Origin of the sequence: Raineyella sp. W15-4, assembly GCF_033170155.1 — a bacterium.
GTDB lineage: Bacteria > Actinomycetota > Actinomycetes > Propionibacteriales > Propionibacteriaceae > Raineyella.
The window spans coordinates 2,961,182-2,984,743 of record NZ_CP137079.1 but is presented as its reverse complement, the minus strand read 5'-3'; the positions used below and the strand labels follow the sequence as shown (position 1 = coordinate 2,984,743).

General features: G+C 72.9%; 21 protein-coding genes. 12 read left to right on the top strand and 9 right to left on the bottom strand.

Translation table 11 applies throughout. From position 1 onward, the window contains the following. Positions 1–9 precede the first annotated feature (9 nt). The 6 genes from folP (at position 10) to R0145_RS13955 (ending at position 4,880) form a co-directional block, all read left to right on the top strand. On the top strand, positions 10–903 hold the full coding sequence (gene folP / locus R0145_RS13980) for a dihydropteroate synthase (protein ID WP_317837476.1): 894 nt from the start codon (positions 10–12) through the stop codon (positions 901–903). Beyond that, positions 903–1,280 carry a dihydroneopterin aldolase gene (gene folB / locus R0145_RS13975; protein ID WP_317837475.1) on the top strand — a complete coding sequence of 126 codons (378 nt, stop codon included), beginning with the start codon at positions 903–905 and terminating at the stop codon, positions 1,278–1,280. Before folP ends, folB begins: the two co-directional genes overlap by 1 nt. Before the next feature lie 115 nt (positions 1,281–1,395). After that, on the top strand, positions 1,396–1,944 hold the full coding sequence (gene folK / locus R0145_RS13970; RefSeq protein WP_317837474.1) for a 2-amino-4-hydroxy-6-hydroxymethyldihydropteridine diphosphokinase: 549 nt from the start codon (positions 1,396–1,398) through the stop codon (positions 1,942–1,944). Continuing rightward, positions 1,941–2,504, top strand: a complete 564-nt coding sequence (locus R0145_RS13965) for a DUF3180 domain-containing protein (protein WP_317837473.1) — start codon at positions 1,941–1,943, stop codon at positions 2,502–2,504. Before folK ends, R0145_RS13965 begins: the two co-directional genes overlap by 4 nt. 189 nt (positions 2,505–2,693) lie before the next feature. Then, complete coding sequence (locus R0145_RS13960; RefSeq protein ID WP_317837472.1) at positions 2,694–3,311, top strand: hypothetical protein; 618 nt, start codon at positions 2,694–2,696, stop codon at positions 3,309–3,311. A gap of 210 nt (positions 3,312–3,521) precedes the next feature. Further along, positions 3,522–4,880 carry a PAS domain-containing protein gene (locus R0145_RS13955; RefSeq protein WP_317837471.1) on the top strand — a complete coding sequence of 453 codons (1,359 nt, stop codon included), beginning with the start codon at positions 3,522–3,524 and terminating at the stop codon, positions 4,878–4,880. Between the two features lie 2 nt (positions 4,881–4,882). Here the strand turns inward: R0145_RS13955 and R0145_RS13950 are convergent, their stop codons facing one another. Both R0145_RS13950 and R0145_RS13945 read right to left on the bottom strand, forming a co-directional pair. Then, on the bottom strand, positions 4,883–6,037 hold the full coding sequence (locus tag R0145_RS13950; protein ID WP_317837470.1) for an NADH-quinone oxidoreductase subunit D: 1,155 nt from the start codon (positions 6,035–6,037) through the stop codon (positions 4,883–4,885). Positions 6,038–6,047: 10 nt separating this feature from the next. Then, positions 6,048–7,100 carry an SAM-dependent methyltransferase gene (locus tag R0145_RS13945; RefSeq protein WP_317837469.1) on the bottom strand — a complete coding sequence of 351 codons (1,053 nt, stop codon included), beginning with the start codon at positions 7,098–7,100 and terminating at the stop codon, positions 6,048–6,050. Between the two features lie 207 nt (positions 7,101–7,307). Here R0145_RS13945 and R0145_RS13940 point away from each other — a divergent pair, with 207 nt between their 5' ends. Beyond that, a complete protein-coding gene (locus tag R0145_RS13940; RefSeq protein ID WP_317837468.1) occupies positions 7,308–7,649 on the top strand; it encodes an Lsr2 family protein in 342 nt (113 codons plus the stop codon). Between the two features lie 250 nt (positions 7,650–7,899). Continuing rightward, the gene (locus tag R0145_RS13935) at positions 7,900–10,455 is read left to right on the top strand and encodes an ATP-dependent Clp protease ATP-binding subunit (protein ID WP_317837467.1); all 2,556 of its coding nucleotides are present in this window, start codon (positions 7,900–7,902) and stop codon (positions 10,453–10,455) included. 105 nt (positions 10,456–10,560) lie between these two features. Here R0145_RS13935 and R0145_RS13930 read toward each other — a convergent pair whose 3' ends face one another. Then, positions 10,561–11,538, bottom strand: a complete 978-nt coding sequence (locus R0145_RS13930; protein ID WP_317837466.1) for an A/G-specific adenine glycosylase — start codon at positions 11,536–11,538, stop codon at positions 10,561–10,563. 99 nt (positions 11,539–11,637) lie between these two features. On the opposite strand from R0145_RS13930, the gene R0145_RS13925 reads away from it, so the two are divergent. Beyond that, positions 11,638–12,321 (top strand): hypothetical protein, encoded by a 684-nt coding sequence (locus R0145_RS13925; RefSeq protein ID WP_317837465.1) that lies wholly within the window; start codon positions 11,638–11,640, stop codon positions 12,319–12,321. 61 nt (positions 12,322–12,382) lie between these two features. Here R0145_RS13925 and disA read toward each other — a convergent pair whose 3' ends face one another. The 5 genes from disA to R0145_RS13900 form a co-directional block, all read right to left on the bottom strand. Next, a complete protein-coding gene (gene disA, locus R0145_RS13920; protein ID WP_317837464.1) occupies positions 12,383–13,444 on the bottom strand; it encodes a DNA integrity scanning diadenylate cyclase DisA in 1,062 nt (353 codons plus the stop codon). 73 nt (positions 13,445–13,517) lie between these two features. Then, positions 13,518–14,915 carry a DNA repair protein RadA gene (gene radA / locus R0145_RS13915; RefSeq protein WP_317837463.1) on the bottom strand — a complete coding sequence of 466 codons (1,398 nt, stop codon included), beginning with the start codon at positions 14,913–14,915 and terminating at the stop codon, positions 13,518–13,520. A gap of 45 nt (positions 14,916–14,960) precedes the next feature. Then, the gene (locus R0145_RS13910; RefSeq protein ID WP_317837462.1) at positions 14,961–16,031 is read right to left on the bottom strand and encodes a histidinol-phosphate transaminase; all 1,071 of its coding nucleotides are present in this window, start codon (positions 16,029–16,031) and stop codon (positions 14,961–14,963) included. A gap of 134 nt (positions 16,032–16,165) precedes the next feature. Then, positions 16,166–16,810 (bottom strand): VOC family protein, encoded by a 645-nt coding sequence (locus tag R0145_RS13905; RefSeq protein WP_317837461.1) that lies wholly within the window; start codon positions 16,808–16,810, stop codon positions 16,166–16,168. A 57-nt stretch (positions 16,811–16,867) separates the two neighbouring features. Continuing rightward, positions 16,868–17,797 (bottom strand): hypothetical protein, encoded by a 930-nt coding sequence (locus tag R0145_RS13900; RefSeq protein ID WP_317837460.1) that lies wholly within the window; start codon positions 17,795–17,797, stop codon positions 16,868–16,870. Between the two features lie 89 nt (positions 17,798–17,886). On the opposite strand from R0145_RS13900, the gene R0145_RS13895 reads away from it, so the two are divergent. From R0145_RS13895 to R0145_RS13885, 3 genes are all read left to right on the top strand, one after another. After that, the gene (locus R0145_RS13895; RefSeq protein ID WP_317837459.1) at positions 17,887–18,882 is read left to right on the top strand and encodes a Ppx/GppA phosphatase family protein; all 996 of its coding nucleotides are present in this window, start codon (positions 17,887–17,889) and stop codon (positions 18,880–18,882) included. Between the two features lie 64 nt (positions 18,883–18,946). Continuing rightward, the gene (locus tag R0145_RS13890) at positions 18,947–19,897 is read left to right on the top strand and encodes a sugar phosphate isomerase/epimerase (RefSeq protein ID WP_317837458.1); all 951 of its coding nucleotides are present in this window, start codon (positions 18,947–18,949) and stop codon (positions 19,895–19,897) included. Between the two features lie 23 nt (positions 19,898–19,920). Next, a complete protein-coding gene (locus R0145_RS13885; RefSeq protein ID WP_317837457.1) occupies positions 19,921–20,721 on the top strand; it encodes a CPBP family intramembrane glutamic endopeptidase in 801 nt (266 codons plus the stop codon). A gap of 19 nt (positions 20,722–20,740) precedes the next feature. Here the strand turns inward: R0145_RS13885 and R0145_RS13880 are convergent, their stop codons facing one another. Then, positions 20,741–23,518, bottom strand: a complete 2,778-nt coding sequence (locus R0145_RS13880) for a LuxR C-terminal-related transcriptional regulator (RefSeq protein ID WP_317837456.1) — start codon at positions 23,516–23,518, stop codon at positions 20,741–20,743. Positions 23,519–23,562: the final 44 nt, after the last annotated feature.

Sequence of the window (23,562 nt, the reverse complement as noted above, 5' to 3'; positions counted from 1 at the left end):
GGGCGCCCGGTGTCCAGGATCCCGTCCGCCCCGCGGACCCAGGTGATGGGGATCGTCAATGTCACCCCCGACTCGTTCTCCGACGGGGGGGAGCACTTCGGCACCGACGCGGCGGTGCGGCACGGGCTGCGGCTGCTCGCCGAGGGCGCCGACATGCTCGACGTCGGCGGTGAGTCGACCCGGCCCGGTATCGCCCGCACCCCCGAGGCCGAGGAACTGCGGCGGGTGGTCCCGGTGGTCGAGCAGCTCGCCGCCCGCGGGGCGACCGTCTCGGTCGACACCATGCGGGCCTCGGTGGCCCGGGCCACCGCCGCGGTCGGCGCCCGGATCATCAACGACGTCTCCGGCGGGCTGGCCGATCCGGAGATGTACGCCGCCGTGGCGGAGTCCGGCTGCGCATACGTGCTGATGCACTGGCGCGGCCACTCAACCGAGATGGACCGCCGCACCACGTACGACGACGTAGTCGGTCAGGTCCGCGACGAGGTCGCCGCGCGGCTGGCCCGGGCCGTCGATGCCGGCATCGCCGTCGACGACATCATCGTCGACCCCGGCATCGGCTTCGCCAAGACCCGGGAGCAGGACTGGGAACTGCTGCGCCACGTCGACCGGCTCAGCGCGCTGGGCCGTCCGGTGCTGATCGGGGTGTCCCGCAAGCGGCTGTTGGGCCAGGTGGTCACCGGCACAGGTGCGGAGCACTCGCCCAAGGACCGTGACTTCGCCACCGCGGCCGTCACCGGCTGGATGGCCGAGCGGGGCATCTGGGCGGTCCGCACCCACGAGGTCCGGGCCCAGCGGGACGCGATCGCCGTCGTCCGCGCGCTGCGCGGCGAGGGCCCCCGCAACGCGGTCACCGACCGGGTGGTCGGCACCTTCCTGGACAGCGGCGAGGAACTGCGCTGATGGCCCTGTTCCCGCCCGGGCTGGACCGGATCACCGTGACCGGGATCCGGGCGATCGGCCACCACGGGGTGTTCCCCGAGGAGAAGCGCGCCGGGCAGCCTTTCGTGGTCGATGTAACGTTAGGGCTGGATCTGTCGGTGGCTGGACTCTCCGACGATCTGACCGCCACCGTGGACTACGGGACGGTGGCCCGGCAGATCCGGGACGACATCGTCGGCGAGCCGCTGGACCTGATCGAGGCGCTCGCCGAGCGGATCGCCCGGACGTGCCTGGGCCATCCGGCCGTACGTGCGGTGGAGGTGACCGTCCACAAGCCGGAGGCGCCGATCACGGTGCCCTTCGGGGACACGAGCGTGACGATCACCCGGGCCCGCTGAGCGCGGCCCGCCGCCCGACCGGGCGGCACGTCACGCAGGCCGGCACCGATGCGTCCCGGCCCGACGACGCGCCGGCCCTGCCGAGGCGCCACCCTTTATGACGAGAGGAACGGACATGTCCACCCTTCCCTTCGGGATCAACGCCGACACGCTCTCCTTGCGCGCGCTGCGCAAGGTGGTGTTCTCCGTCGGTTCCAACCTCGGCGACCGCCTCGACCACCTGGAGCAGGCGGTCACCCGGCTGGGGGCCACCCCGGAGCTGACGGTCGTCGCGGTCTCACCGGTGTACGAGACCGCCGCCGTCGGCGGACCGGCCGACAACCCGGACTTCCTCAACATCGTCGTCGTCGCCGAGACGACCCAGTCGGTGGAGGCGATGCTGGCCCGGATCGGCGCGATCGAGGAGGCGGCCGGCCGCACCCGCGAGGTGCGATGGGGACCGCGGACACTCGACGTCGACATCATCGTCTACGGCGACAAGATCATCGACGAGCCGCAGCTCACCCTGCCGCACCCGCGCGCCCACGAGCGGGCGTTCGTCCTTGCGCCGTGGGCCGACGTCGAGCCCGACGCCAGCATCCCCGGCCGTGGCCCGATCAGTGCGCTGCTCACCGACCTGGGGACCGACGGTGTCCGCCGGGTGGCGGAGAGCATCGTCGGATGAGCCGAGAGCTGCCGCCCGAGGACCGGCCGGACGAACCGGACGAGGAGCCGGTCGAACCGAGCATCCTGCCCACTCCGCCACGGGCGTTGCTGGTCGCCGTCCTCCTCGGCGGGGTGATCGGGTGGCTGCTCGGGCCGGTGGTGGAGAACCTGGGGCGGACGCCCATGCACGTGCCCTGGACGACCGCCGCGATGCTGGCCGTCGCGGCGGTCGCCCTCGCGGTGCTCGCCTGGCGGATGTGGCGTACGGTCCACGTCCGCCGACTGCCGGTGAACCCCGAGCGCGGCCTCTACTCCCTGGTGCTGGGCAAGTCGGCGGCGCTGCTGGGCGCCGCGCTGTTCGGCGGGTACCTGGTCTTCGGCGCCTCCTTCCTGCCCCGGCTGGAGATCGCCGCGGGGCTGGGCCGGGTGGTGAACTCCGGACTTGCGGCGCTGGCCAGTGCCGGACTGTCCGCCGCCGGGTACGCCCTGGAGATGGCCTGCCGGGTCCCGCAGGACAAGGACCACCTGGACGGCCGGGGCGGAGAGCGGCCCGGCCGGCGCGACGACCGGAAGGCCTGACCAGGACCACCGGTCGGCACGGCGGAGCCGCGCCGTGCCGCCGCACGGTCCGGCTCCGGCGCCTCACAGTGTGATAACGCTGAGGGACACGCGTGTCAGGGGAGACCAGTGCTGGCACGGCCGACTAGTCTCGTCTTCGTGAGTAGTGCAGCTTCCGGCCGTCGTGCCGTTTCTTCCCCCGCACGTAAGGTGACCGTCGGCGTTCTGGTGGCGGGTGCGGTCATCGCGGCCGCCCTGGCCATCGGCGGCATCTGGGTGGTCCGCGGTGGCGTGGCGCTCGCCATCGCGACCGCCGTCACCAGCGTGGTCCTCGCCTGGCGTGAGGCCACCGTCGATCGGCGCGAGACCGCCCGCCGGGATCTCGAGACCGCCCGCGCCCAGGGTCTCGAGCTGACCCGCGAGCGCCGGTCGAACATCTCCGTGGTGAACTCCCTGGAGGCGCGCAACAACGCGATCGCCAGCCGGGTCGACGACCTGACCACCGAGATCCGTACGTTGCGCGCGGAGATTGCCAGCCTGCGCAAGGTCAAGGGCGAGCTGGTCCAGGACATCGCCGAACGCGACGTCGAGCTGCTCACCCTGCGCAACGAGTTGGTCAAGGCCCAGCAGGAGCTGCGCAAGCTCGTCGGCGACGAGGCGGAGGTCTTCGCCATGCCGCGCCGCGGTGCGTTCAAGGAGGCCACCGCCGACTGGGCCGCACTGCCGACGGCCGAGGAACTGTGGTCCGACGGCGACCACCCGACGGTCGTCGACATGAAGGCGCTCGTCTACCCGACCCCCGAGCAGGAGCAGCGCAAGCACGCCTGATCCGCTCCTCGCCGGAGCCCGGCACCACCCACGGTGGGGTCTGCACTTGGTGCAGGCCCCACCTTCGTCGTCTCCGGCATGTTGTTCCCGGGGACTGTCGTTGCCGTCTGCGGAACGTTCGGACCGGATCTGGTCACCTGCTGCGGAGCTCAGGTAGCTTCGGTACCGTGTGGCTGTTTCGGGGGGATCCAGGACACGGGAGATTCACAGATGGTGCAGCCGACGGGAGAGGAACGGTCATTCACCGCGGAGGAGATGTTCTTCTCCACCACGGATGACCGCGGCGTGATCGCCGAGGCGAACACGACCTTCGTACGCCTGTCCCACTACCCCTGGGACACGTTGATCGGGGCGCCGCACAACATCATCCGCCACCCGCAGATGCCGGGTGCCGCCTTCCGAGTGATGTGGGCCACCCTGCAGGCCGGCCGGCCGTTCGCGGCCTACGTCCACAACCTCGCGGCCGACGGCAGCCGGTACGACGTGTTCGCCGCCATCACCCCGCTGCGGACCGGTGGCTACCTGTCGGTGCGTTCCCGGCCGTGCCGCCCCGATCTGCTGCGCCAGGTCGATGCCGTCTACCAGCCGGTCGGGGAACGGGAGCAGGCCCTGCGTGCCGCCGGGGCGAGCCGGGTGGAGGCGGCGACCCAGGGCGCCGCGTTGCTGGAGGACCTGCTCCGACAGCAGGGCCTGGGCAGCTACCAGGACCTCCAGTGGATCCTGGTGCCCGCCGAGGTCACCGCCCTGGACGAGGCCATCGGCGGGATCCCTGCCCGGCCGGACGCCCGGGGCGACCTGCGTGCCATGCTCGACGAGATCCGGCTGGTGTTCGACGAACTCGGCGCCTGGATGGCGGACCTGGACGCGCTGTCCGACTCGGCGGAGCGGATGGCCGACACCGTCGACCATCTCGACCAGGCCATCCGGGACTCGATGGAGACCGCCCAGCAGATCGCCGCGGTCACCGACCTCGACGCCGTCTGGGTGCCGCTGATGATGCCGTTGCACCTGTGGGCCGCGATGGGTGAGGAGGTCGGCGGCGTGCTGACCGCGCTGATCCAGGATCTGCACACCGCCCGTGCCGGCGCCCTGGACAGCCGGATGCAGATCGCCCTGGCCCGGATGTTCACCCAGATGGTCGGTCGCTTCCTGGTCGAGCTGATCGACGGCGGTCCCGGCACCGACCGGGCCCTGCCGGCCATTCGCAGCCTGTGCCAGGCGCTGGTGGAGCGGATCGACGAGATGGAGACGCGGCTGGCGGAGCATTCCCGCGCCCGTGCGCACGCCCGCCAGCAGGTGGAGGAGGCCGCCGGACTGCTGCAGATCCCCGTCGACCTGATGGATGCCTGGCGGGCGATGGCCGCCGGTCGGACCCTCCCGGAGTCGATCGGCACCCTGGTGCCGCGGATCGAGCAGCAGGTGGGCGATTCCCGCCAGGCGATGGACCGGTTGCGGGAGCTGGTGCCGCGCCGCAGTGCGACCGAGGCCCGGCGGGACTCGACCGGGCTACGGGCCCGGGTGGCGGCGGTGGCCGCGGCCACCGGCGGCGGTGACCTGCCGGTCGGCTGACGTCACCGGTCGATGTCCCCGACCACGTAGCCCAGCGAGGCCAGCGCCAGCTCCAGATCGGCCACCCGGACCCCGGGCAGCACCGCCGGCAGCGCCGACACGGTGGCGAAGGACGGGGTGCGCAGATGGAGCCGCCATGGCGTCCTGTCCCCGCGGGAGACCAGGTGCGCCCCGGCCTGTCCCAGTGGGGCCTCGGTCGCCAGGTAGCCTTCGTCGTCGGGCAGCTTGATGATCTTCGGCAGGGCCTGGGCGACCGGACCGTCGAGTGTACGCAGCCGCTCGGCGCAGGCCGCCACCAGGGCGGCGCCGGTGCCCACCTCGGCGGCCAGCAGCCGGAACCGGGCCTGGGCATCCCCGGCCCCGGCCGCCGGAGCCGCCGGCACGTCGAGCTCGGCGTAGCCGAGGTAGGGCCGTTGGCGCCGCAGATCGAGGTCCTCCCCGGCCGCGCGACAGGCCGGCCCGGTCACTCCGTACGCCCGGGCCAGCTCGGCGCCGAGCGGGGCGACCCCGGCGGCGTGTGCCCAGTCCGCGTCGAGCAGGGCCCGCAGCTCGGTGGCCAGCTGCCGGGCCCGATCGACGACGGCGAGCTCCGCGTCGAGCCAGGCCTCGTCGGCGTCCGCGGCGAGCCCACCGATCCGGGTGACCATCGGGTGCACCCGGTTGCCGGTGAGCGTACGCAGCTGCTCTCGCAGGTCCTCGCGCAGCCCGGCCAGCCGCCGATCGGCCGGATCGGTGCGGTGGGTGAGGTAGCCGAGGAAACCCAGGTGCGAGGCGATCCGGGTGTGCTCGGCGAGCAGCGTACGCAGCCACACCGCCCGTGGCGGCACCGTCATCCCCAGCAGCTCCTCGCAGGCCAGCGCGACGGTGAGCTCCCCGGCGAACGGTGCCTGCCAGTCGTGCCGGTCGGCCAGCATCAGGATCTGGCGGTAGTCGCGGACCTCGAACAGCTTCTCGACCCCGCGGTGCATCGCCCCCACCTGGACGTCCGCCCGGTCGATCCGCTCGCCGGCCGGGTCGGTCCACAGCTCCAGCTCCAGCAGCCCGGCCCGGCTGGGATGGTCCGGGCCGAGGTCGAGCAGCAGGGTGCCGTCGGGGACCTGTCCGCCCGGCAGTGCCCCGGGCGCAGCCGATCCGACCAGGACGCGCAGTGACGACATGCCCCACAGCCTAGGACCCGGCTGCCGGGAGCCGGGCATCGACAGTGTGCACCAGCCACCAGTTCGCCCCCCAGCGGTCCGGGTCGGCGAGCAGCCGGCGCCGGTTGGCGGCGACCAGCGCGGCGAGGGTGGCCCGCGGTGCGGCCGGGTCCGGCTGGGGTGCCGGGGACGGGCGGGACACCGGGGCCGACCGGGTGACCAGATTCCGCTGCCGGCTGATCTCGCGTCGCCGCACCCCGGGCCGTGACTCGACGGCCGCCGCCAGCGCGTCGACCGCCACCGGGGCGCTGAGGTTGGTCCGGCCGTCGGCGACCGGCGGGACCCGGTGCCCGTTGCGATAGCCCAGCAGACCGCCGGCCGTCGGCCGGTCCTCGCGTCGGTGGCCGTAGTCGACGGCGACCAGCACCCCGCCCCATGGCAGGCTGTCGGCGACGGAGGCCCAGGCCCGGTCGCGGGTCAGCCCGATCTCCGCCACCCGGGCGGAGCCCGCCCAGGCGGCCAACCAGGCCAGCTCATCGGCGGCCGGGGACCGCCCGGTCGGGCCGTCCGGCCCGAGCAGCTCCCAGCCGTCGGGCGTCCGCCGCGCGACCCGGCAGGGCAGCTCGTCGAGCCATTCGTGCGCCACCACCAGCAACGCACCCCGGGTCGCCAGGTCGCTCCACGGAGCCGGACCGGGCCGGCCGTCCGGCCCGGTCCAGTAGCCGGAACGTACGTCCCAGGCGGCGCGGCACCAGTCGCACCCGGGCGGCAGGTCCGCCGGACCGGGCCGTACGTCGATGCCGAGCAGCGCCCAGTCCGGACGCGCCGCCGCCACCGCCCGCAGCAGGGCACCGTCGCCGGCACCGAGATCGACCAGGCCGATGATCGGCGCCGACTGCGGACCGGGTGACTTCCCGACCGTCGCCAGGACGATCGTCGCCAGGATGATCCGGACCATTTCCCCGGCGGCCGCCGGATCGCCCCGTTCACCGGCCGAGGTCCGGAAATGCCGGGCCGGCACCTCGTGCCACCAGAATCCGTCGGGCCCGGTCGAGGCGACCCACCATTCGTCCCGCCAATCCATAGCCACCTCACAGGTCCGAGAAATCCCGACCCTCCGGTCGGGATCCTGATTCCGGAATAGGTGTCTATTCCGCACATCCATTGTTGGAAGTATTATCGTGGTGTCGCGGTGGAACGCTTCCGCGGTCCGACTCCCGTCCGCGTACCGCGTTCACCGATGATCCCCCCACGACGATGCCCGTCCCCGGGCACCACAGAAAGGCACACGATGGCCCGTCGCACCCAGATCGTCCTCGAGGACGATGTTGACAAGTCTCCCGCGGAGCATGAGGTGTCCTTCACGTTCGAAGGCGTGTCCTACGAGATCGACCTCAATGCCGAGCACTACACCGAGCTGCAGGAAGCGGTAGCCCCGTGGATTACCCACGCCCGCCGCATCAGCGGTCGCCGCGCGGTCCGGCGGACCGGCGCCGTACCCGCCCCGAAGGAATCGGAGGGGCCGACGGCCACCGAGATCCGGGAATGGGCCAGGGAACAAGGAATCGAGGTTTCGGCGCGTGGGCGGGTTCCCGCGAATGTTCGGGCCGCGTACGAGGAAGCACATTCCTGATCGCTTCCCGCACGGTCGCGCGGTGATTCGCCGGGCCTGCCCGTCCCGTCGGTCGTCCCGGCGTCGGGACGGGCTCCCGGGTACCGCCCCGACCGCTCCGACGCCGGAACGGATTGCGCTGGAGGCGAACAGGCGGTCCGACCGGGAACATTGTGGGCCGTCGGCGAGTTACTAGACTTGACGCACTCCGGCCCCCGGGCCGGCGTACGGCGTTCCGGCCACCAGGCCGGCCGCAGACGGAGGAGATTCTATGTTCGAGCGCTTCACCGATCGAGCCCGACGAGTGGTCGTGCTCGCCCAAGACGAAGCACGCGCCCTGAACCACAACTACATCGGCACCGAGCACCTGCTGTTGGGCCTGATCCACGAGGGTGAGGGCGTCGCCGCCAAGGCCCTGGAACAGCTCGGCATCTCCCTGGAGGCGGTGCGCGAGAAGGTCGTCGAGATCATCGGTGAGGGGCAACAGGCGCCGAAGGGGCACATCCCCTTCACCCCGCGTGCCAAGAAGGTCCTGGAGTTGTCCCTGAGGGAGGCGCTCCAGCTCAACCATTCCTACATCGGCACCGAGCACATCCTGCTCGGCCTGATCCGTGAGGGGGAGGGCGTCGCCGCCCAGGTGCTGGTGAAGCTCGGCGCCGATCTCAACCGGGTCCGGTCGACGGTGCTCCAGCTGCTCTCCGGCTACCAGGGCCGCGAGGTCGGCGGCGCGGAGGCCGGCGAGCCGCAGACCGCCGGGGTGGGGGCCGCGACCCCCGCGTCCTCGGCGGAGCTCGACAAGTTCGGCCGCAACCTCACCCAGCTGGCCCGTGAGGGCAAGCTGGACCCGGTGATCGGGCGCGACACCGAGATGGAGCGGGTGATGACCGTGCTCTCTCGCCGGACCAAGAACAATCCGGTGCTGATCGGTGAGCCCGGCGTCGGCAAGACCGCGGTGGTCGAGGGCTTGGCCCAGGCCGTGGTCCGCGGTGACGTCCCGGAGACCCTGCGGGACAAGCAGATCTACACCCTCGACCTGGGCTCCCTGGTCGCCGGTTCCCGCTACCGCGGTGACTTCGAGGAGCGCCTGAAGAAGGTGCTCAAGGAGATCAAGACCCGTGGCGACATCGTGTTGTTCATCGACGAGATCCACACCCTGGTCGGTGCGGGTGCCGCCGAGGGGGCGATCGACGCCGCCAGCATCCTGAAGCCGATGCTGGCCCGCGGTGAGCTGCAGACGATCGGTGCCACCACCCTCGACGAGTACCGCAAGTACATCGAGAAGGACGCCGCGCTGGAGCGCCGGTTCCAGCCGATCCAGGTGCCGGAGCCGTCGATCGCCGAGACCATCGACATCCTCAAGGGCCTGCGGGACAAGTACGAGGCGCACCACCGGATCACCATCACCGACGACGCCCTGGTGGCGGCCGCGACGATGTCCGACCGCTATGTCTCCGACCGGTTCCTGCCGGACAAGGCGATCGACCTGATCGACGAGGCCGGCGCCCGGCTCCGGATCAAGCGGATGACGGCACCGCCGGACCTGCGTGAGTTCGACGAGCGGATCGCCAAGGTCCGGGTCGAGAAGGAAGCCGCGATCGACCAGCAGGACTTCGAGCGGGCCGCGTCGCTGCGCGACGACGAGAAGAAGCTGCTCACCCAGCGTGCCGCCAAGGAGGAGGCCTGGAAGGTCGGGGATGCCACCGTCACCCCGCAGGTCGACGAGGAGGCGGTCGCCGAGGTGCTGTCCAGCGCGACCGGCATCCCGGTGTTCCGCCTCACCGAGGAGGAGTCGAGCCGGCTGCTCAACATGGAGGCCGAGATCGGCAAGCGCTACATCGGCCAGACCGATGCGGTGCGGTCGTTGTCCCGGTCGATCCGCCGTACCCGCGCCGGGCTGAAGGACCCGCGACGTCCGTCCGGTTCGTTCATCTTCGCCGGCCCCTCGGGCGTCGGCAAGACGGAGCTGACCAAGGCGCTGACCGAGTTCCTGTTCGGTGACGAGGACGCGCTGATCCAGCTCGACATGTCCGAGTACTCCGAGAAGCACACCGCCTCGCGACTGTTCGGGTCCCCGCCCGGCTACGTCGGCTACGAGGAGGGCGGCCAGCTCACCGAGAAGGTGCGCCGTAAGCCGTTCTCCGTGGTGCTCTTCGACGAGATCGAGAAGGCCCACCCCGACATCTTCAACTCGCTGCTGCAGATCCTCGACGAGGGTCGGCTCACCGACGCGCAGGGCCGGGTCGTGGACTTCAAGAACACGATCATCGTGATGACGACGAACCTCGGCTCGCGGGACATCAACAAGTCGGTCAGCCTCGGGTTCTCCACCGGTGCCAGCGACGAGACATCGTACGAGAAGATGAAGGCCAAGGTCTCCGAGGAGCTCAAGCAGCACTTCCGCCCGGAGTTCCTGAACCGCATCGACGAGGTCATCGTCTTCCACCAGCTCACCCTGGACAACATCAAGTCGATCGTCGACCTGATGGTGGCGCAGGTGGAGGAGCGGCTGCGCGACAAGCACATGGGCATCGAGCTCACGCCCGCCGCGAAGGACCTGGTGGCCCAGCGGGGCTTCGACCCGGTGCTCGGCGCCCGTCCGCTGCGCCGCGCCCTGCAGCGCGACGTGGAGGATCCGATGGCGGAGAAGATCCTGTTCGGCGACCTGAAGCCGGGCGAGGTCGTGCTGGTCGACGTGGCGCCGGAAGGGTCGGAGGACCCGTTCGTGTTCCGCGGCGTGCCGCAGTCCGACGTGCCGGACACCCCGCCGGTGGAGCTGGAGGGTTCCCCGGAGGGCCACCAGCCCGAGGGCGACCAGGCCGCGAACTGAGCGAGTGACGGGGCCCCGGTGCAGGACGACCTGCGCCGGGGCCCCGTCGCGTGCCCGGGTCGGACCGGTCGATAGGGTGGCGGGCGTGTGTTCGGTCTGACCCGGTCAGCCGGTCGGCAGGGTCCAGTGCTCGGCGTCGAGCGCGGCGACCAGGCCGTCCCCGGCCAGACCGGCCAGCGCGCGATCGAACTGATCCGGGTCGGCCGCCCGGCGCGCCGGCCAGGCCCTGCGCAGCTCGATGGTCGGGACCGGGGTCTCGGCCTCCCGCAGCACCGCGAGCAGTGCGCCGCGGCACTGCCGGTCCGTCCCCTCGTACGACTGGGTGCGGGGCGCGTACGTCCCTTCGGGGTGGCCGGCGAGATGCCAGGCGCACAGGTCGGCGACCGGGCAGGTCTCGCAGTGCGGGGTCCGGGCGGTGCAGACGAGCGCGCCCAGCTCCATCGAGGACACCGCCCAGGTCGCCGCCCGCTCCGGGTCGTCCGGGACGTGCTCTGCGGCGAGGGCCCGCTCCGCCGCCCGCGGGTGGGCCGGCGCCTGGGCGTCGCCACGGACCAGGCGGGCCAGCAGCCGGCGGACGTTCGTGTCGACCACCACGGTCCGCCGGCGGTGCGCGAACGCCGCCACGGCGGCCGCGGTGTACTCGCCGACCCCGGGGAGAGCCCGCAGCTCGGCCTCGGTCCCTGGCACCCGCCCGTCGTGCCGCTCGACGATCGCCTGGGCCGTACGGTGCAGCCGCAGGGCGCGACGCGGATAGCCGAGCCGGCCCCACATCCGGATCGCCTCGCCGGCGGGCGCGGCGGCCAGCGCGGCCGGCGTCGGCCACTGGTCCATCCAGGTCGCCCAGGGGCCGAGGACTCGGGCCACCGGCGTCTGCTGCAACATGAACTCGCTCACCATCACGCCCCAGGCCGAGCACTCCGGGCGACGCCACGGCAGGTCCCGGGCGTGGACCGCGTACCAGTCGAGGACCCGCCCGACGACCTGCGCCGCTGCCGGAGCCTCGTCCGTTGGCTCCGGTTCGGGGACGGCGGGGCCCGGGACGGGCGGGTGGACGGTCGGCATCTCGACGCGGTCGGCTGGCACCGATCCAGCGTAGGCGGTCCCGGATCCGGCGTAGGCGGTCCCGGACAGCGCCGGGCGCGCCTCCGGTGGCGGCGCGACCGGCTTCCGTAGGGTGGCCCCATGAGTGGAATGCTGCACCCGGTCGGGCCGGAGGACCCGCAGGTCTACTGGATGCGCCGCGCCACGATCGGCGTCGTGCTGGTGGTCGTGGTGCTGATCATCGTGGCGTTCGCCCGCCCCGGCCGGACCGCGGGCACCGCGGTGCCGACAGGCAGCCCCACCCCGCTCGTGCTCAGCACTCCGACTCCCACGCCCACCTCGTCCGGGACCCCGACCGCAGCACCGGACGCCACGCCCGCCGCCGAGTCCTCGGCCGAGGCGACCCGCCCGACGGAGGCGAAGACCCCGGTCGCCCCGGCCGCTTGCCAGGCGGCCGACATCAGGGTGGCCCTGAGCGGTGGTAGCGGGGCCGGGATCGGCCAGAAGACCAGTTTCACCACCCAGCTGACCAACGGCTCGTCCGGTCCCTGCACGATCGGGGTGGACAAGTCGGTCTTCGAGCTGAAGGTCGTCTCCGGCAGCGACCGGATCTGGTCCTCCGCCGACTGCGACGCCTGGCTGCAGGCGAAGAGCCCGGCGGAGGTCAAGCCGGGGGAATCGATCTCCGTCACCGTCGACTGGCCCGGCCGGCGGTCCTACCCCGGCTGCAAGCTCGGCTCGAAGGACATCACGGCGGGGACGTACGTCGCCACCGCCGAGTACCGGGGTGCCGCGACGGCCAAGAAGGTGATGGGGCTGCGCTGATCGGTGGCCGTCGCCGGGGTGACCCGTCAACGGTCGACGGCGGTGCGTTCGCGACGATCGGTCAGGCGAGTTCGTCGAACTCCGATTCGGCCATCCAGGCCAGCGCATCGCGGATCGCCCGGGCCCGTCGCAGGCCGACCCCGTCGACGGCCTGCAGATCGCCCAGCGAGGCGGCGAAGATCTCCTGCAGTGACCCGAAGTGGTCCAACAACCGGGCCGCCACCGCCCGCGGCAACGAACTGATCCGGGACAGCTGACGGTAGCCGCGCGGGTACAGCTGCGCCTCCAGGTCGGTGGTGCCGAACCCCACCGCCCGTTCGATCGTCGTCAGGTCGACCAGATCGGTGGTGCTCAGCCCGGACAGATCGGTCAGGTCGAAGGCCACCCCGTTCGGTTCGTCTCGGTAGTCCTCGATGAGCAACTCGGCGATGTTGTCCAGCCCGGACTCCAGCTCCCGGATCTGCAGGTCGATCAGCCGACCCTCGGTGCCGAGCTCGATCACGTAGTCCCGCAACTCGTCCTGGATCCGGTGGACCATCTCCAGCCGCTGCAGCACCACGGCGACGTCGCGGACGGTCACCTGGTCGCGGATCTCGAGGGCGGACAGATGGTCGGTGACCTCGGCCAGCCGGTTGGTGTAGCGCTCGAGCGTACGCAGCCCCTGGTCCGCCCGGCCGAGGATCGCGCCGGGATCAGGGATGCTGAGCCGTTCCCCGTCGATGAACAGGCTGATCACCTGCATCGAGGCCGACACCGAGACCGTCGGCACGCCGGTCTGCCGTGACACCCGGTCCGCGGTCCGGTGCCGGGTGCCGGTCTCCACCGTGTCGTACCCCGGATCGGGCATCAGCTGGACCCCCGCCGCGACGATCCGGGACAGGTCGGCGCTCAGCACGATGGCGCCGTCCAGCTTCGCCAGTTCACGCAGGTTCTGCGGCGTGACGGGTGCGTCGAGGTGGAAGCCGCCGGTCATCAGCCCCTCGACCTCGCGGTTCAGGCCGAGCACGACGAGGCCCCCGGTCCGACCCTTGACGATCCGATCGAGTCCGTTCCGCAGCGGGGTCCCGGGGGCGGTCAGTGCCCGGAACCGCCGTGTGCGGCCCTGCTGGTCCTCCGCGGTCACCGGGCCCTCTCGTCCTGGGTGTCGACCCGTCGTCGTGGGGTCGATCCGTCGGGTTCAGTCTACGGGGTCGCGGTCAGTGGCCGCCGACCAGGCCGAACAGGTCCAGGGCGGCCAGCACCGAGTCGACCCCCAGGACCCGTACGGTGCCGGGCAGCCGGCCCAGCTCCTCCTCCGACCCGGCCGGCACCAGGACGGTGCGGAAACCGAGCCGGATCGCCTCGGCGACCCGCCGGGAGGCACCAGGCACCCGACGCAGTTCCCCGGCCAGGCCGATCTCGCCCAGGGCCATCAGGCCCGGGGGCGGCGCGATGTCCCGGGTGGCGGAGGCGATCGCCAGCGCGATCGCCAGGTCCGCCGCCGGGTCGACGACCCGGGCCCCGCCGACGGTGGAGACGTACACGTCCTTGTTGCCCAGCGGCTGGGCGGCCCGCCGCTCCAGCACCGCGGTGAGCATCGCCACCCGCGAGGAGTCGACTCCGTGGTTCGTCCGCCGGGGGATCTGCAGCGGCGAGGTCGCCACCAGGGACTGGATCTCGGCGAGCAGCGGGCGGCGCCCCTCGACGGTGACGGTGATGCAGGTGCCCGGCACGGTCCGGTCCCCGCCGGTGGTCGAGGTGAACAGTCCCGAGGGATCGGGCACCTCGACGATCCCGTTCTCCCGCATCTCGAAGCAGCCCACCTCGTCCGCGGCGCCGAACCGGTTCTTCGTCGCCCGGACCATCCGGAACCCCGAGTGCCGGTCCCCCTCGAAGCTCAGCACCACATCCACCAGATGCTCCAGGGTCCGCGGGCCGGCGATCGAGCCGTCCTTGGTGACGTGACCGACGATGATCACCGCCAGGTGATGCAGCTTCGCGACCCGGACCAGTTCCGCGGTCACCGCTCGCACCTGGGTGACGCCGCCGGCGGTGCCGTCGGCGCCCTCCGCCACCATCGTCTGCACCGAATCGACCACCAGCAGGCTGGGGGAGACCTGCTCGAGGTGGCCGAGCACGGTCGCCAGGTCGGTCTCCGCGGCCAGGTAGAGCTGCTCGGAGAGGTCGCCGGTCCGTTCGGCGCGCATCCGCACCTGGGCCGCGGACTCCTCGCCGGTGACGTAGAGGGTCCGGCGCCCCCGCTGCGCCCAGGCCGCCGCGACCTCCAGCAGCAGGGTGGACTTGCCGACACCGGGCTCACCGGCCAGCAACACCACCGCGCCGGGGACCAGTCCGCCGCCGAGGACCCGGTCGAGCTCGCCGACCCCGGTCACCGTACGGTGGGCAGCCTCGCCCCGCACTTCCGAGATGGGCACCGCCTGGTGACTCGGCGCGACCGGCCGGGTCGCCCGGGACAGCGACCCGGTGCGCACCCCTTGCTCCACGACGGTGCCCCACTGCTGGCACTCCCCGCAGCGGCCGACCCATTTGGCGGTGGTCCACCCGCACTCGGAACAGACGTACGGATCACGGGCGGCGGTCTTCGGTCGAGACATGGCTGCAGCCTAGGACGGGCCACTGACACCCGCGGCCCCGGTCGCTCAGCCGAGCAGCGTGCCGGCCACCTCGAGGATGCGGTCGTTGGCGTCCGGCTCGGCGATCGACACCCGCAGCCCCTCCCCGGGGAACGCGCGGGTCATCAGGCCCGCCTCGCGGAAGGCGTCGAACCAGACATGGGTCAGCTCACCGGCGGGGAACCAGACGAAGTTGCCCTGGGTGGCCGGGATCGGATGCCCCAGTCGGCGCAGCTCCTCGGCGATCCGGTCGCGCTCGTGGACCGTCACCCGGACCCGGCCGATCAGCTCGGGCTCGGCCTCCAGGGAGGCCAGCACCCCGGTCTGGGCGGGGGCGGAGATCGCGAACGGCATGGTGGCGCCGCGCACCGCCCGGGCCAGCGCCGGATCGGCCGCCGCCATCCAGCCGACCCGCAGGGCGGCCAGGCCGTACGCCTTGGAGAAGGTCCGCAGCGACACCACCCCCGGGTGCACGTCGAACAGCTCCAGGCCGCGGGTGGCGTCCGGATCGGTGACGTACTCCACGTACGCCTCGTCGACGATCACCACGATGTCGTCACGGACCGCGCGGAGGAAGGCCACCAGGTCGTCGTGCCGGACCGCCGGCCCGGTCGGGTTGTTCGGGGTGCACACCATCACCACCCGGGTACGGGGGGTGATCGCGGCGAGCATTGCCGTCAGGTCGTGCTCCCCGGTCGCGGTCAGCGGGATCGGCACCGAACGGGCGCCGAGCACCTGGACCGCCAGCGGGTAGGCCTCGAAGCTGCGCCAGGCGTAGACGACCTCGTCGCCGGGGCCACAGGTGGCCTCGAGCAGGTGGGCCAGCACCTCGACCGAGCCGGTGCCGAACGCCAGCCGGTCCTCGTCCAGCCCGTGGCGGGTCGCCACCGCGGCGGTGATCTCGGTGTTGCCGGCGTCGGGGTAACGGTTCATCTCGGTCAGCGACCGCGACACCGCCTCCAGCACCCCCGGCAACGGGCCGTACGGGTTCTCGTTGCTGGAGACCTTCCAGGCCCGGCCGTCCGGTCCCGGTTTCGGCGAGCGACCCGCCCGGTAGGGCGGCATGCTCGCGATGTGCGGGCGCAGCGTCAGCGACATGCGTTCTCCTCGGGACGTCCTGAGTCCCTGATCGTACGTCAACCGCGACGCCGTCCCGAGGGAGTGTCACACCCCTCGGGACGGCGGACGACCGGCGGGGCGAAGCCCGGATGGGGCAGCGGGAGGCCGCTGGGTCAGATGGTCACCAGACCGCGCGGGGTCTTGAAGGTGGCGGACATGATGCCGGGCTGACCGTGCCGGCTGGTCCACTCCAGGTGGAAGCCCTCCAGCAGGATGTCCGGGTCGCCGCCGAGCCAGTCGGTGAGCCGGGCCGGATCACCCGACAGCTCGAGGGACCGCAGCGACACCGTACGGCCCTCGGCGGACAGGGCGGCCGGGAGCAGCTCGTCGGCGCTGATCCAGCGGATGAAGAAGGGCAGCTGCGGGTCGGCCTGGAGGCCCTTGATCCCGAGCTGGCGCCATTCGAGCTGACGCCCGTCGGGGAACCGGCGGGTGCCGACCGCCGCCTCGCGGCCGAGCTTGGCCTCGTAGGCGGACAGGTCGTCGATGGCGACCGCCCAGGACATCCAGCCGCCGCCCTCCTCGGAGCGGGCCCGGACGACCTGTCCGAACGGCGCCTTATCCGCGGCGGGATGGTCCAGCACCTCGACGATCTCGATGTACCGGCCGTCGGCAAGGGGAATCAGGCGGTTGCGGGTGCCGAACCGCGGGTGGAAGCCTCCGTCGCGGGAGTCCACCCCGAGCGCGTCGCTGAGGAACTGGGCTGAGGCCAGGAGTCCCTCCGGCCCGGCGGCGTACGAGAGGTGGTCTACATGCATGGAGCCATTGTGCGCCCTCGGGGATCGTGTCTTTTCACGGGGGCCCGGACGTGGATGTCAAGACCTGTGTGATAAGAGGTCCTGTCCGGCGCGGGTCGCCGGATGACCGGTCAGGGCCAGCGGGGACGCCTCCAGTTCCGCGCAGTGCCGGGCCAGGACGGCATACCCGGCCGGGCCCATCAGTGCGGTCAGTTCGGCGGCGAGCGAGCGGTGGACGGGCTCGGCAGCGCGGTGGGCGGCCGGGGTCGAGGTGCAGTACCAGTCGAACTCGTGGCCGCCGTCGCCCCAGCCGGAGCGGACGTACTCCCCGATGCTCACCTCGGTGTAGGTCGAGCCGTCACCGCGCTCGACCTCGCGGAACAGTCGCCGGATCGGCAGCTGCCAGCACACGTCCGGCTTGGTCTGCGTGATCGACACCCCGGTCCGGGTCGCCAGGTGGTGCAGGGCGCAGCCGGGGCCGCCGGCGAATCCGGGGCGGTTGAGGAAGATGCAGGCGCCGGCGACCAGCCGGGTGGCCCGTTCGACCGTGGAACCGGTCCCGGCCTCCGCGGCCTCCGCCGGCTCGGTGTCCTCGGCCGGATCGTGTTCCTCGGCCACCTCGACGGCCCAGTCCCGCCGGGCCGACCACGGGGTGCCGTCCGGATCGGTGCCGTGTGCCCCGGCGTACTGCCACAGCGTGTCGTCGAGGTGGTCGACCCAGCCAGCGACCCGCTGCTCGTCCTCGGGTGCACTGAAGTGGGCCCCCAGGGTGCAGCAGCCGTCGTCCGGCCGCCCGGCGTAGAGGCCGCGGCACCCTGCCCCGAACAGGCAGGTCCACCGCGAGGTGAGCCAGGTCAGGTCGCAGCGGAACACCTGGTCCTGGTCGGCGGGGTCGGTGAACTCGACCCAGAGCCGGGGGAAGCCGTCGGCGATCTCGCCCTCGGCCAGACGCGGCCCGGCCTCGGCCTGCGTGGGGACCCGGGACCCGACGGACTGTGCCACAGACATGCCGACATCCTAGGTGCCGGCCACGGGCCCGGGCGCGGATCCGCAGACGACCCGGGCGGGCCCGGTGGCCGGTGCACTACCGTGGGCGCATGCGGCTCGGAGTGCTCGACGTGGGGTCCAACACCGTCCACCTGCTGGTCGTGGATGCCAGGGTCGGTGGTCCGCCGATCCCCGCCGCCTCGCACAAGCGGGTGATGCGGATGGCCGAGCACATCACCGCCGAGGAGACACTCTCCGCCGCGGGCACCGACGCCCTGGTGGCGATGGTCCAGGAGTGCAAGGAATTCGCCGAGACGACCGGGTGCTCGCGGGTGCTCCCCTTCGTCACCTCCGCGCTGCGGGAGGCGAGCAACACCGAAGAAGTGCTGGCGACGGTCAAGGACCGGACCGGGGTCGAACTGCGGGTGCTGTCCGGGCAGGACGAGGCGCGGGCCACCTTCCTGGCCGTCCGGCGCTGGTACGGCTGGTCGGCCGGGCGCCTCGGGGTGCTCGACATCGGCGGCGGGTCGTTGGAGATGGCCGGCGGCTCCGACGAGGAGCCGGAGGTGGCGCTGTCGGTGCCGGTCGGCGCGGGCCGGATGTACCGGATGTACAAGGACGAGGGTGGGCCGGCCGCGTGCCGGCGCTACGTCCGGGCCGAGATCGGCGCCGTGGTCGGTGAGCTGCTGCGCCGCGCGCCGTTCGACCGGTGGGTGGCCACCTCGAAGACCTTCCGGTCCCTGGGCCGGATCACCGGCGGCGCGGCGCCGTCGAGCGAGGGGCCGTACGTCCACCGCGAGCTGCGGCTGGCCGACTTGTCCGGCTGGGTCGACCGGCTCGCCGCGATGACCCCGGCGCAGCGGGCGGAGCTGCCGGGGGTCTCCAAGGACCGTGCCGAGCAGCTGCTGGCCGGCGCGATCGTCGCCGAGTCGGTGATGGAGCTGACCGGCGCGGAGTCGGTGGAGCTGTGTCCGTGGGCGCTGCGTGAGGGTGTCATCCTCAACTACCTCGACCACCTGCAGTACTGGCAGCGCAACGGCCTGAAGGCACGGTCCATCAAGCACGTCGACACCGACCTGCCGACCGCCACCTCGGCGCTGGGCTGAGCGCCGGTCGCCGCCGGTCCTGCCGCGCCCCGGCGGGCCTCCGCGGCCTCGCTACTCTGGAACCGTGCCCCGCAGCGGCGGGACGTACGCCACCGACCGGTCGTCGGCCCAGGACCCCGGAGAACCACAGATGGACAGCACCCAGGCGGACCCCACGGAGAGCGACAGAGCGGGGACGGCCGGCGGCCCGGCGAGCGGTGACGGTTCCCGGAACCTGGTGACCCTCTCCACCGCGTCGATGTTCCCGGAGTCGACGGCCAGCACGTTCGAGGTGGCGGCCCGGCTCGGCTACGACGGGGTCGAGGTGATGATCGGCATCGACCAGGTCGCCGCCGACGTCGACGCCCTGGAGAAGCTGCGCGACTACCACGGGGTGCCGGTGACCTCGATCCACGCCCCGACCCTGGTGGTCACCCAGCTGGTCTGGCGCGGCACCGGCCACTGGGACAAGCTGCGCCGCTCCGCCGAGATGGCGCTGGCGCTGGACTGCGACGTGGTCGTGGTGCACCCGCCGTTCCGCTGGCAGGGCGACTACGCGACCGGGTTCGTCACCGGCATCGCCGAGGTCTCCCGGGAGACCGGGGTGCGGTTCTGCGTCGAGAACATGTACCCGTGGCGTACGCCGGCGGGGGAGTACAAGGCCTACCGGCCGACCTGGGACCCGACCGACGAGCCGTTCGAGCACCTCACCCTGGACCTGTCGCACGCCGCGACCGCGCAGGTGCGCTCGCTGGACCTGGCCCGGGCCTGGGGCGACCGGCTGCAGCACATGCACCTGACCGACGGCCTGGGGTCCTTCCGCGACGAACACCTTGCCCCGGGGACCGGCAACCAGGACGCCGCACAGGTCCTGCAGCACACCATCGGCCACGGTTACACCGGCGACCTGTGCCTGGAGCTGAACACCCGTGCCGCGGACAGCCGGGCAGCGCGGGAACGCACCCTCGCCGACGCGCTCGCCTGGACCCGCGATCGGGTGGCCGAGTCGGTCGACCTCGCCCCGCAGCCGTCGTGACCGGACAGCCACCGGAGGCTCCGGTGCGGGGACCTGCAGCCGAGGAACGGTCGGCGGGACCCACCACCGCCGCGCCGCGAGCGGCGTACGCGCTGGAGGTGCTACTGCTGCTCTTCGTCTCGCTGGGCCGGTCGGCGGTCTACGCGGTGCTGTCGATCATCGACATGTCCACCCGGCCGGGCGGGGTTGCCGCCCAGACCAGCCAGCTCAACCCGACGCTGGTGCCCGACCGGCCCTGGCTCGACGCGATCTACCAGGTCGTCGAGACCCTGCTGCCGGTGGTGCCGGCGCTGCTCGCGGTGTACCTGCTCGGCCGCACCCATGCCGCCCCCTGGGCGGCGATCGGGATGGACCTGCGGCGCCGCGGCTGGGGGCGTGATCTCGCGGCCGGGCTGGGGCTGGCGGCGCTGATCGGTGTCCCGGGGCTCGGGTTGTTCCTGGCTGCCCGGGCCGCCGGGCTGGCCGCCGACGTCCAGGCCGCCGGGCTCGGCACCAGTGTTTGGGCGATGCTGGTGCTGGTGGCCCGGGCGCTGATGAACGGCCTGCTCGAGGAGGTCATCGTCGTCGGCTACCTCTTCGACCGGCTGCCGCGGCTGGGGTGGCCGCCGTGGGCGGTGCTGGTGGCCTCGGCGCTGCTGCGCGGCAGCTACCACCTCTACCAGGGGTGGGGTGGCTTCGCCGGCAACATCGTGATGGGGCTGGTCTTCGGCCTCTGGTACCGGCGGTCCGGTCGAGTGCTGCCGCTGGTGGTGGCCCACACCGCCATCGACGTGGTCGCCTTCGTCGGCTACGCCGTGCTGGCCCCGCGGGTGGGCTGGCTCTGAGCCCCCCGCCGAGTGCGTCCTATCCGGTGGCCTCGGTGAGCTCCCCGCGGTGCGCGGCGAGCTCGGTGCGGGACCGTACGCCGAGCTTGCTGTAGACCCGGGTCAGGTGGAATTGCACCGTCTTGACCGAGATGAACAGCTCTCGACCGACGTCGGCGTTGCTCAGGCCCCGGGCCACCAGCCGGGCCACCGCCTGCTCCTGGGCGGTCAACGACTCGACGTCGAAACCGGCCGGGCGGGTCCCGCCGGCGCCGCCGGCCTGCAGCTCCCGGTGACAGCGCTCCACGTAGACCGACGCCCCGACGGCGGAGAAGCCGTCCAGCGCCCGGCGCAGCACCACCCCCGCCTCGCGGCGCTTGCCGGCCCGCCGCAGCGCCTGGCCGTAGAGGAAGTTGATCCGGGTCCGCAGGTAGCTGTAGGGCGCGTCCTCGACCAGGGCGAGCGCCTCCTCGAAGGACTGCCGGGCCCCCTCGATGTCGCCCCGCAGCGAGGTCAGCCGGCCGCGCGCCATCGCCAGCCGGGCGGTCGTGCTGTGTCGGCCCGCCTCCAGGGCCCGCTGCTCGTGCGGGCGCAGGAACGCGTCCGCCTCGTCGAGGCGACCGGTGAGCGACAGCGCGCCGGCCCACAGGTCGTGCCAGGGCCAGAAGCCGGGCTCGTCGACGCTCGACGGGCGTTGGGCGGTGGCGATCGGCTCCATTGCGTGCAGACTCGCGGCCGCATCGGAGCGGGCCTGCGCCACCCGGGTGCGGGCCATCGCGGTCGGCAACCGGGTGACCAGGTACTCCGAGCTCACCGCGAGGCACTGGGAGACGTGCCAGTCGGCCTGGGCCGACAGCCCGCGCAGCGCGCTGATCTCCGCCCCGGTCCAGTGGATCAGTGGGGCGATCAGCTCGGTGCCGGTGCGGTCGAGCAGGTCCTGGGCACGCTCGACGACGGCCATCGCGCTGTCCCATTCGCCGACCTCGAGGTGGGCCCGGGCCAGCCAGCCGGACGCCCACAGCGCGACCCGGGACGAGCCCTGCCAGAAGTCCTGGGGGATGGCGGCCTGGAAGTCCTGGATCGCCTGGTGGGGCCGGTCCCAGGCCAGTTCCAGCCAGCCGTGCCCCATCAGGGCCCGCTGCCGCTGGGCCCCGGTGACCAGCACCTCCAGGGTTCGCCGGTAGGCCGCCTCCGCCTCGGCGACCCGCCCGGCCATGCCGAGGCCCAGCCCCAGCATGGTGTGCGCCTCGACGGCCGCCGGCAGGTCCGGCCGGCCCAGCCGGTCGGCGGCCGAGATGCTCCGGTCTCCCCAGGTGACCAGCGCCTCGGCATCGACCTCGCCCAGCGCGTGCAGGGACAGCCGGTGGGCGGCGATCGCCTCGACCTCCGCGTCGTCACCGGCCTCGGCCAGGGCCCGGTGCAGCAGTTGCTCGGCCGCCCCGCGGCGGGCCTTGACCGTGGCCAGGTAGCCGAGGGCCTCGTCGCGCCGGGCGGTGCCGGGGAAGGACTCCACCTCCTGGGCCAGCAGTTCCGCCTCGTGCAGGTCCCCGGCCCCGGTCATCGCGTCGAGGGCCAGCTCCAGGTAGCGCCGGCTGAGCCCACGGTCCGGATGTCCCCGGGCGGCGAGCACCCAGCTGTCGGCGGCCTGCCGCCAGCGGCCGTCGGCGGCGTACGTCTCGGCCAGCGCGGCGGTCCGTTCGGCCAACGGGGCGTCGGGTCCCTGGCCGGCGGCGAACAGGTGCTGGGCCCGGTCGAAGTCGTCGGTGGCCCGCTCCGCCGCCGCCAGGTGCAGCCGGCGCCGGGTGACCAGGTCGACCGCCTCGTACCCGGCGGCGGCCAGCATCGGAGTGGTGAAGGCGAGCGTCAGCCGACCCTGATGACTGCGGACCCGCAGCAGACCCCGGGCCCGGGCCTCGTCGAGTGCCGGCAGCATGTCGGCCAGCCCGGCCAGCGCGGCGACCTCACCGGCCGGGGTGCCCGGCCCGCACACCGCCAGCGCAGTGACCAGGTCGCGGACCCCGCCGGTGGCGTCGCCCAGCACGGCGGCCAGCTCCTGCCGGACGCTGCGCGGCGCCGGCAGGGCGTCGTACGATGCCTCCCGGTCCAGGCCGGGGAACTCGTCGAGCAACTCCACCACCAGCCCGGGCAGCCCGCCGGTGAAGGCGGCCAGTCGCCGCGCCGCGTCGGGACTGAGGAGTTGACCGCGGGACCGGGCCAGATCACGCACCGCATCCGCCCCGAGCCCGCCGACCAGCACCGTGTCGGCCCGATGCGCCCGCAGCACCGCCGCGAGCTCCGGGTCGCTCGTCTCCTCGACGGTGATCTCGAGGACCACGACGACCGGTGCTGCGGCGAGCCGTTCGACCGCCGAGGAGATCACCCGCAGCGAGGCCGGGTCGGCGTGCTGGGCGTCCTCGACGACCAGCAGCAGCCCGCCCGCCGGCCCGCCCCGGAGCCGGTCGAGGACCGCTGCGGTCAGTGCCTGCGGGTCGGCGGCGGGAGGGCCCGCGGCGGTCACCGGCGGTGACCCGGGGGAGCGGACGCCGTCGCGGGCGTCCGCCGCGGCGCACAACCGCCGGGCGAGTTCGCCGGGCAGCCGGCGTTCCCAGGCCAGCCCCCGCAGCCGGAGCAGCTGCGCGCCGGGTGCCGCCCGCCGGGCCCGGCGGACCGCCTCGGTGACCAGCGCCGTGGTCCCGACATGGGCGGTCCCGGCCACCACGATCACCGCCGGCGCCCCCGCGAGGGCGGTCCCGAACAGCTCGCTCAGCGTCCGGAGCTCACGCTCCCGCCCGATCAGTGGCGACTCCGCCGGCTGCATTGCAGCATCATAGGTCCGGCGCACCGGCGCGGGCGCCTTTCCGC

Bases quoted from the DNA above. Each gene is read 5' to 3' on its own strand.
- R0145_RS13940 (WP_317837468.1), top strand. From the start codon at position 7,308: ATGGCCCGTCGCACCCAGATCGTCCTCGAGGACGATGTTGACAAGTCT.
- R0145_RS13965 (WP_317837473.1), top strand. From the start codon at position 1,941: ATGAGCCGAGAGCTGCCGCCCGAGGACCGGCCGGACGAACCGGACGAG.
- R0145_RS13945 (WP_317837469.1), bottom strand. From the start codon at position 7,100: ATGGATTGGCGGGACGAATGGTGGGTCGCCTCGACCGGGCCCGACGGA.
- R0145_RS13880 (WP_317837456.1), bottom strand. From the start codon at position 23,518: ATGCAGCCGGCGGAGTCGCCACTGATCGGGCGGGAGCGTGAGCTCCGG.
- R0145_RS13895 (WP_317837459.1), top strand. From the start codon at position 17,887: ATGCGGCTCGGAGTGCTCGACGTGGGGTCCAACACCGTCCACCTGCTG.
- R0145_RS13955 (WP_317837471.1), top strand. From the start codon at position 3,522: ATGGTGCAGCCGACGGGAGAGGAACGGTCATTCACCGCGGAGGAGATG.
- radA (WP_317837463.1), bottom strand. From the start codon at position 14,915: ATGTCTCGACCGAAGACCGCCGCCCGTGATCCGTACGTCTGTTCCGAG.
- folK (WP_317837474.1), top strand. From the start codon at position 1,396: ATGTCCACCCTTCCCTTCGGGATCAACGCCGACACGCTCTCCTTGCGC.
- R0145_RS13925 (WP_317837465.1), top strand. From the start codon at position 11,638: ATGAGTGGAATGCTGCACCCGGTCGGGCCGGAGGACCCGCAGGTCTAC.
- R0145_RS13900 (WP_317837460.1), bottom strand. From the start codon at position 17,797: ATGTCTGTGGCACAGTCCGTCGGGTCCCGGGTCCCCACGCAGGCCGAG.
- R0145_RS13950 (WP_317837470.1), bottom strand. From the start codon at position 6,037: ATGTCGTCACTGCGCGTCCTGGTCGGATCGGCTGCGCCCGGGGCACTG.
- R0145_RS13905 (WP_317837461.1), bottom strand. From the start codon at position 16,810: ATGCATGTAGACCACCTCTCGTACGCCGCCGGGCCGGAGGGACTCCTG.
- R0145_RS13910 (WP_317837462.1), bottom strand. From the start codon at position 16,031: ATGTCGCTGACGCTGCGCCCGCACATCGCGAGCATGCCGCCCTACCGG.
- folB (WP_317837475.1), top strand. From the start codon at position 903: ATGGCCCTGTTCCCGCCCGGGCTGGACCGGATCACCGTGACCGGGATC.
- R0145_RS13935 (WP_317837467.1), top strand. From the start codon at position 7,900: ATGTTCGAGCGCTTCACCGATCGAGCCCGACGAGTGGTCGTGCTCGCC.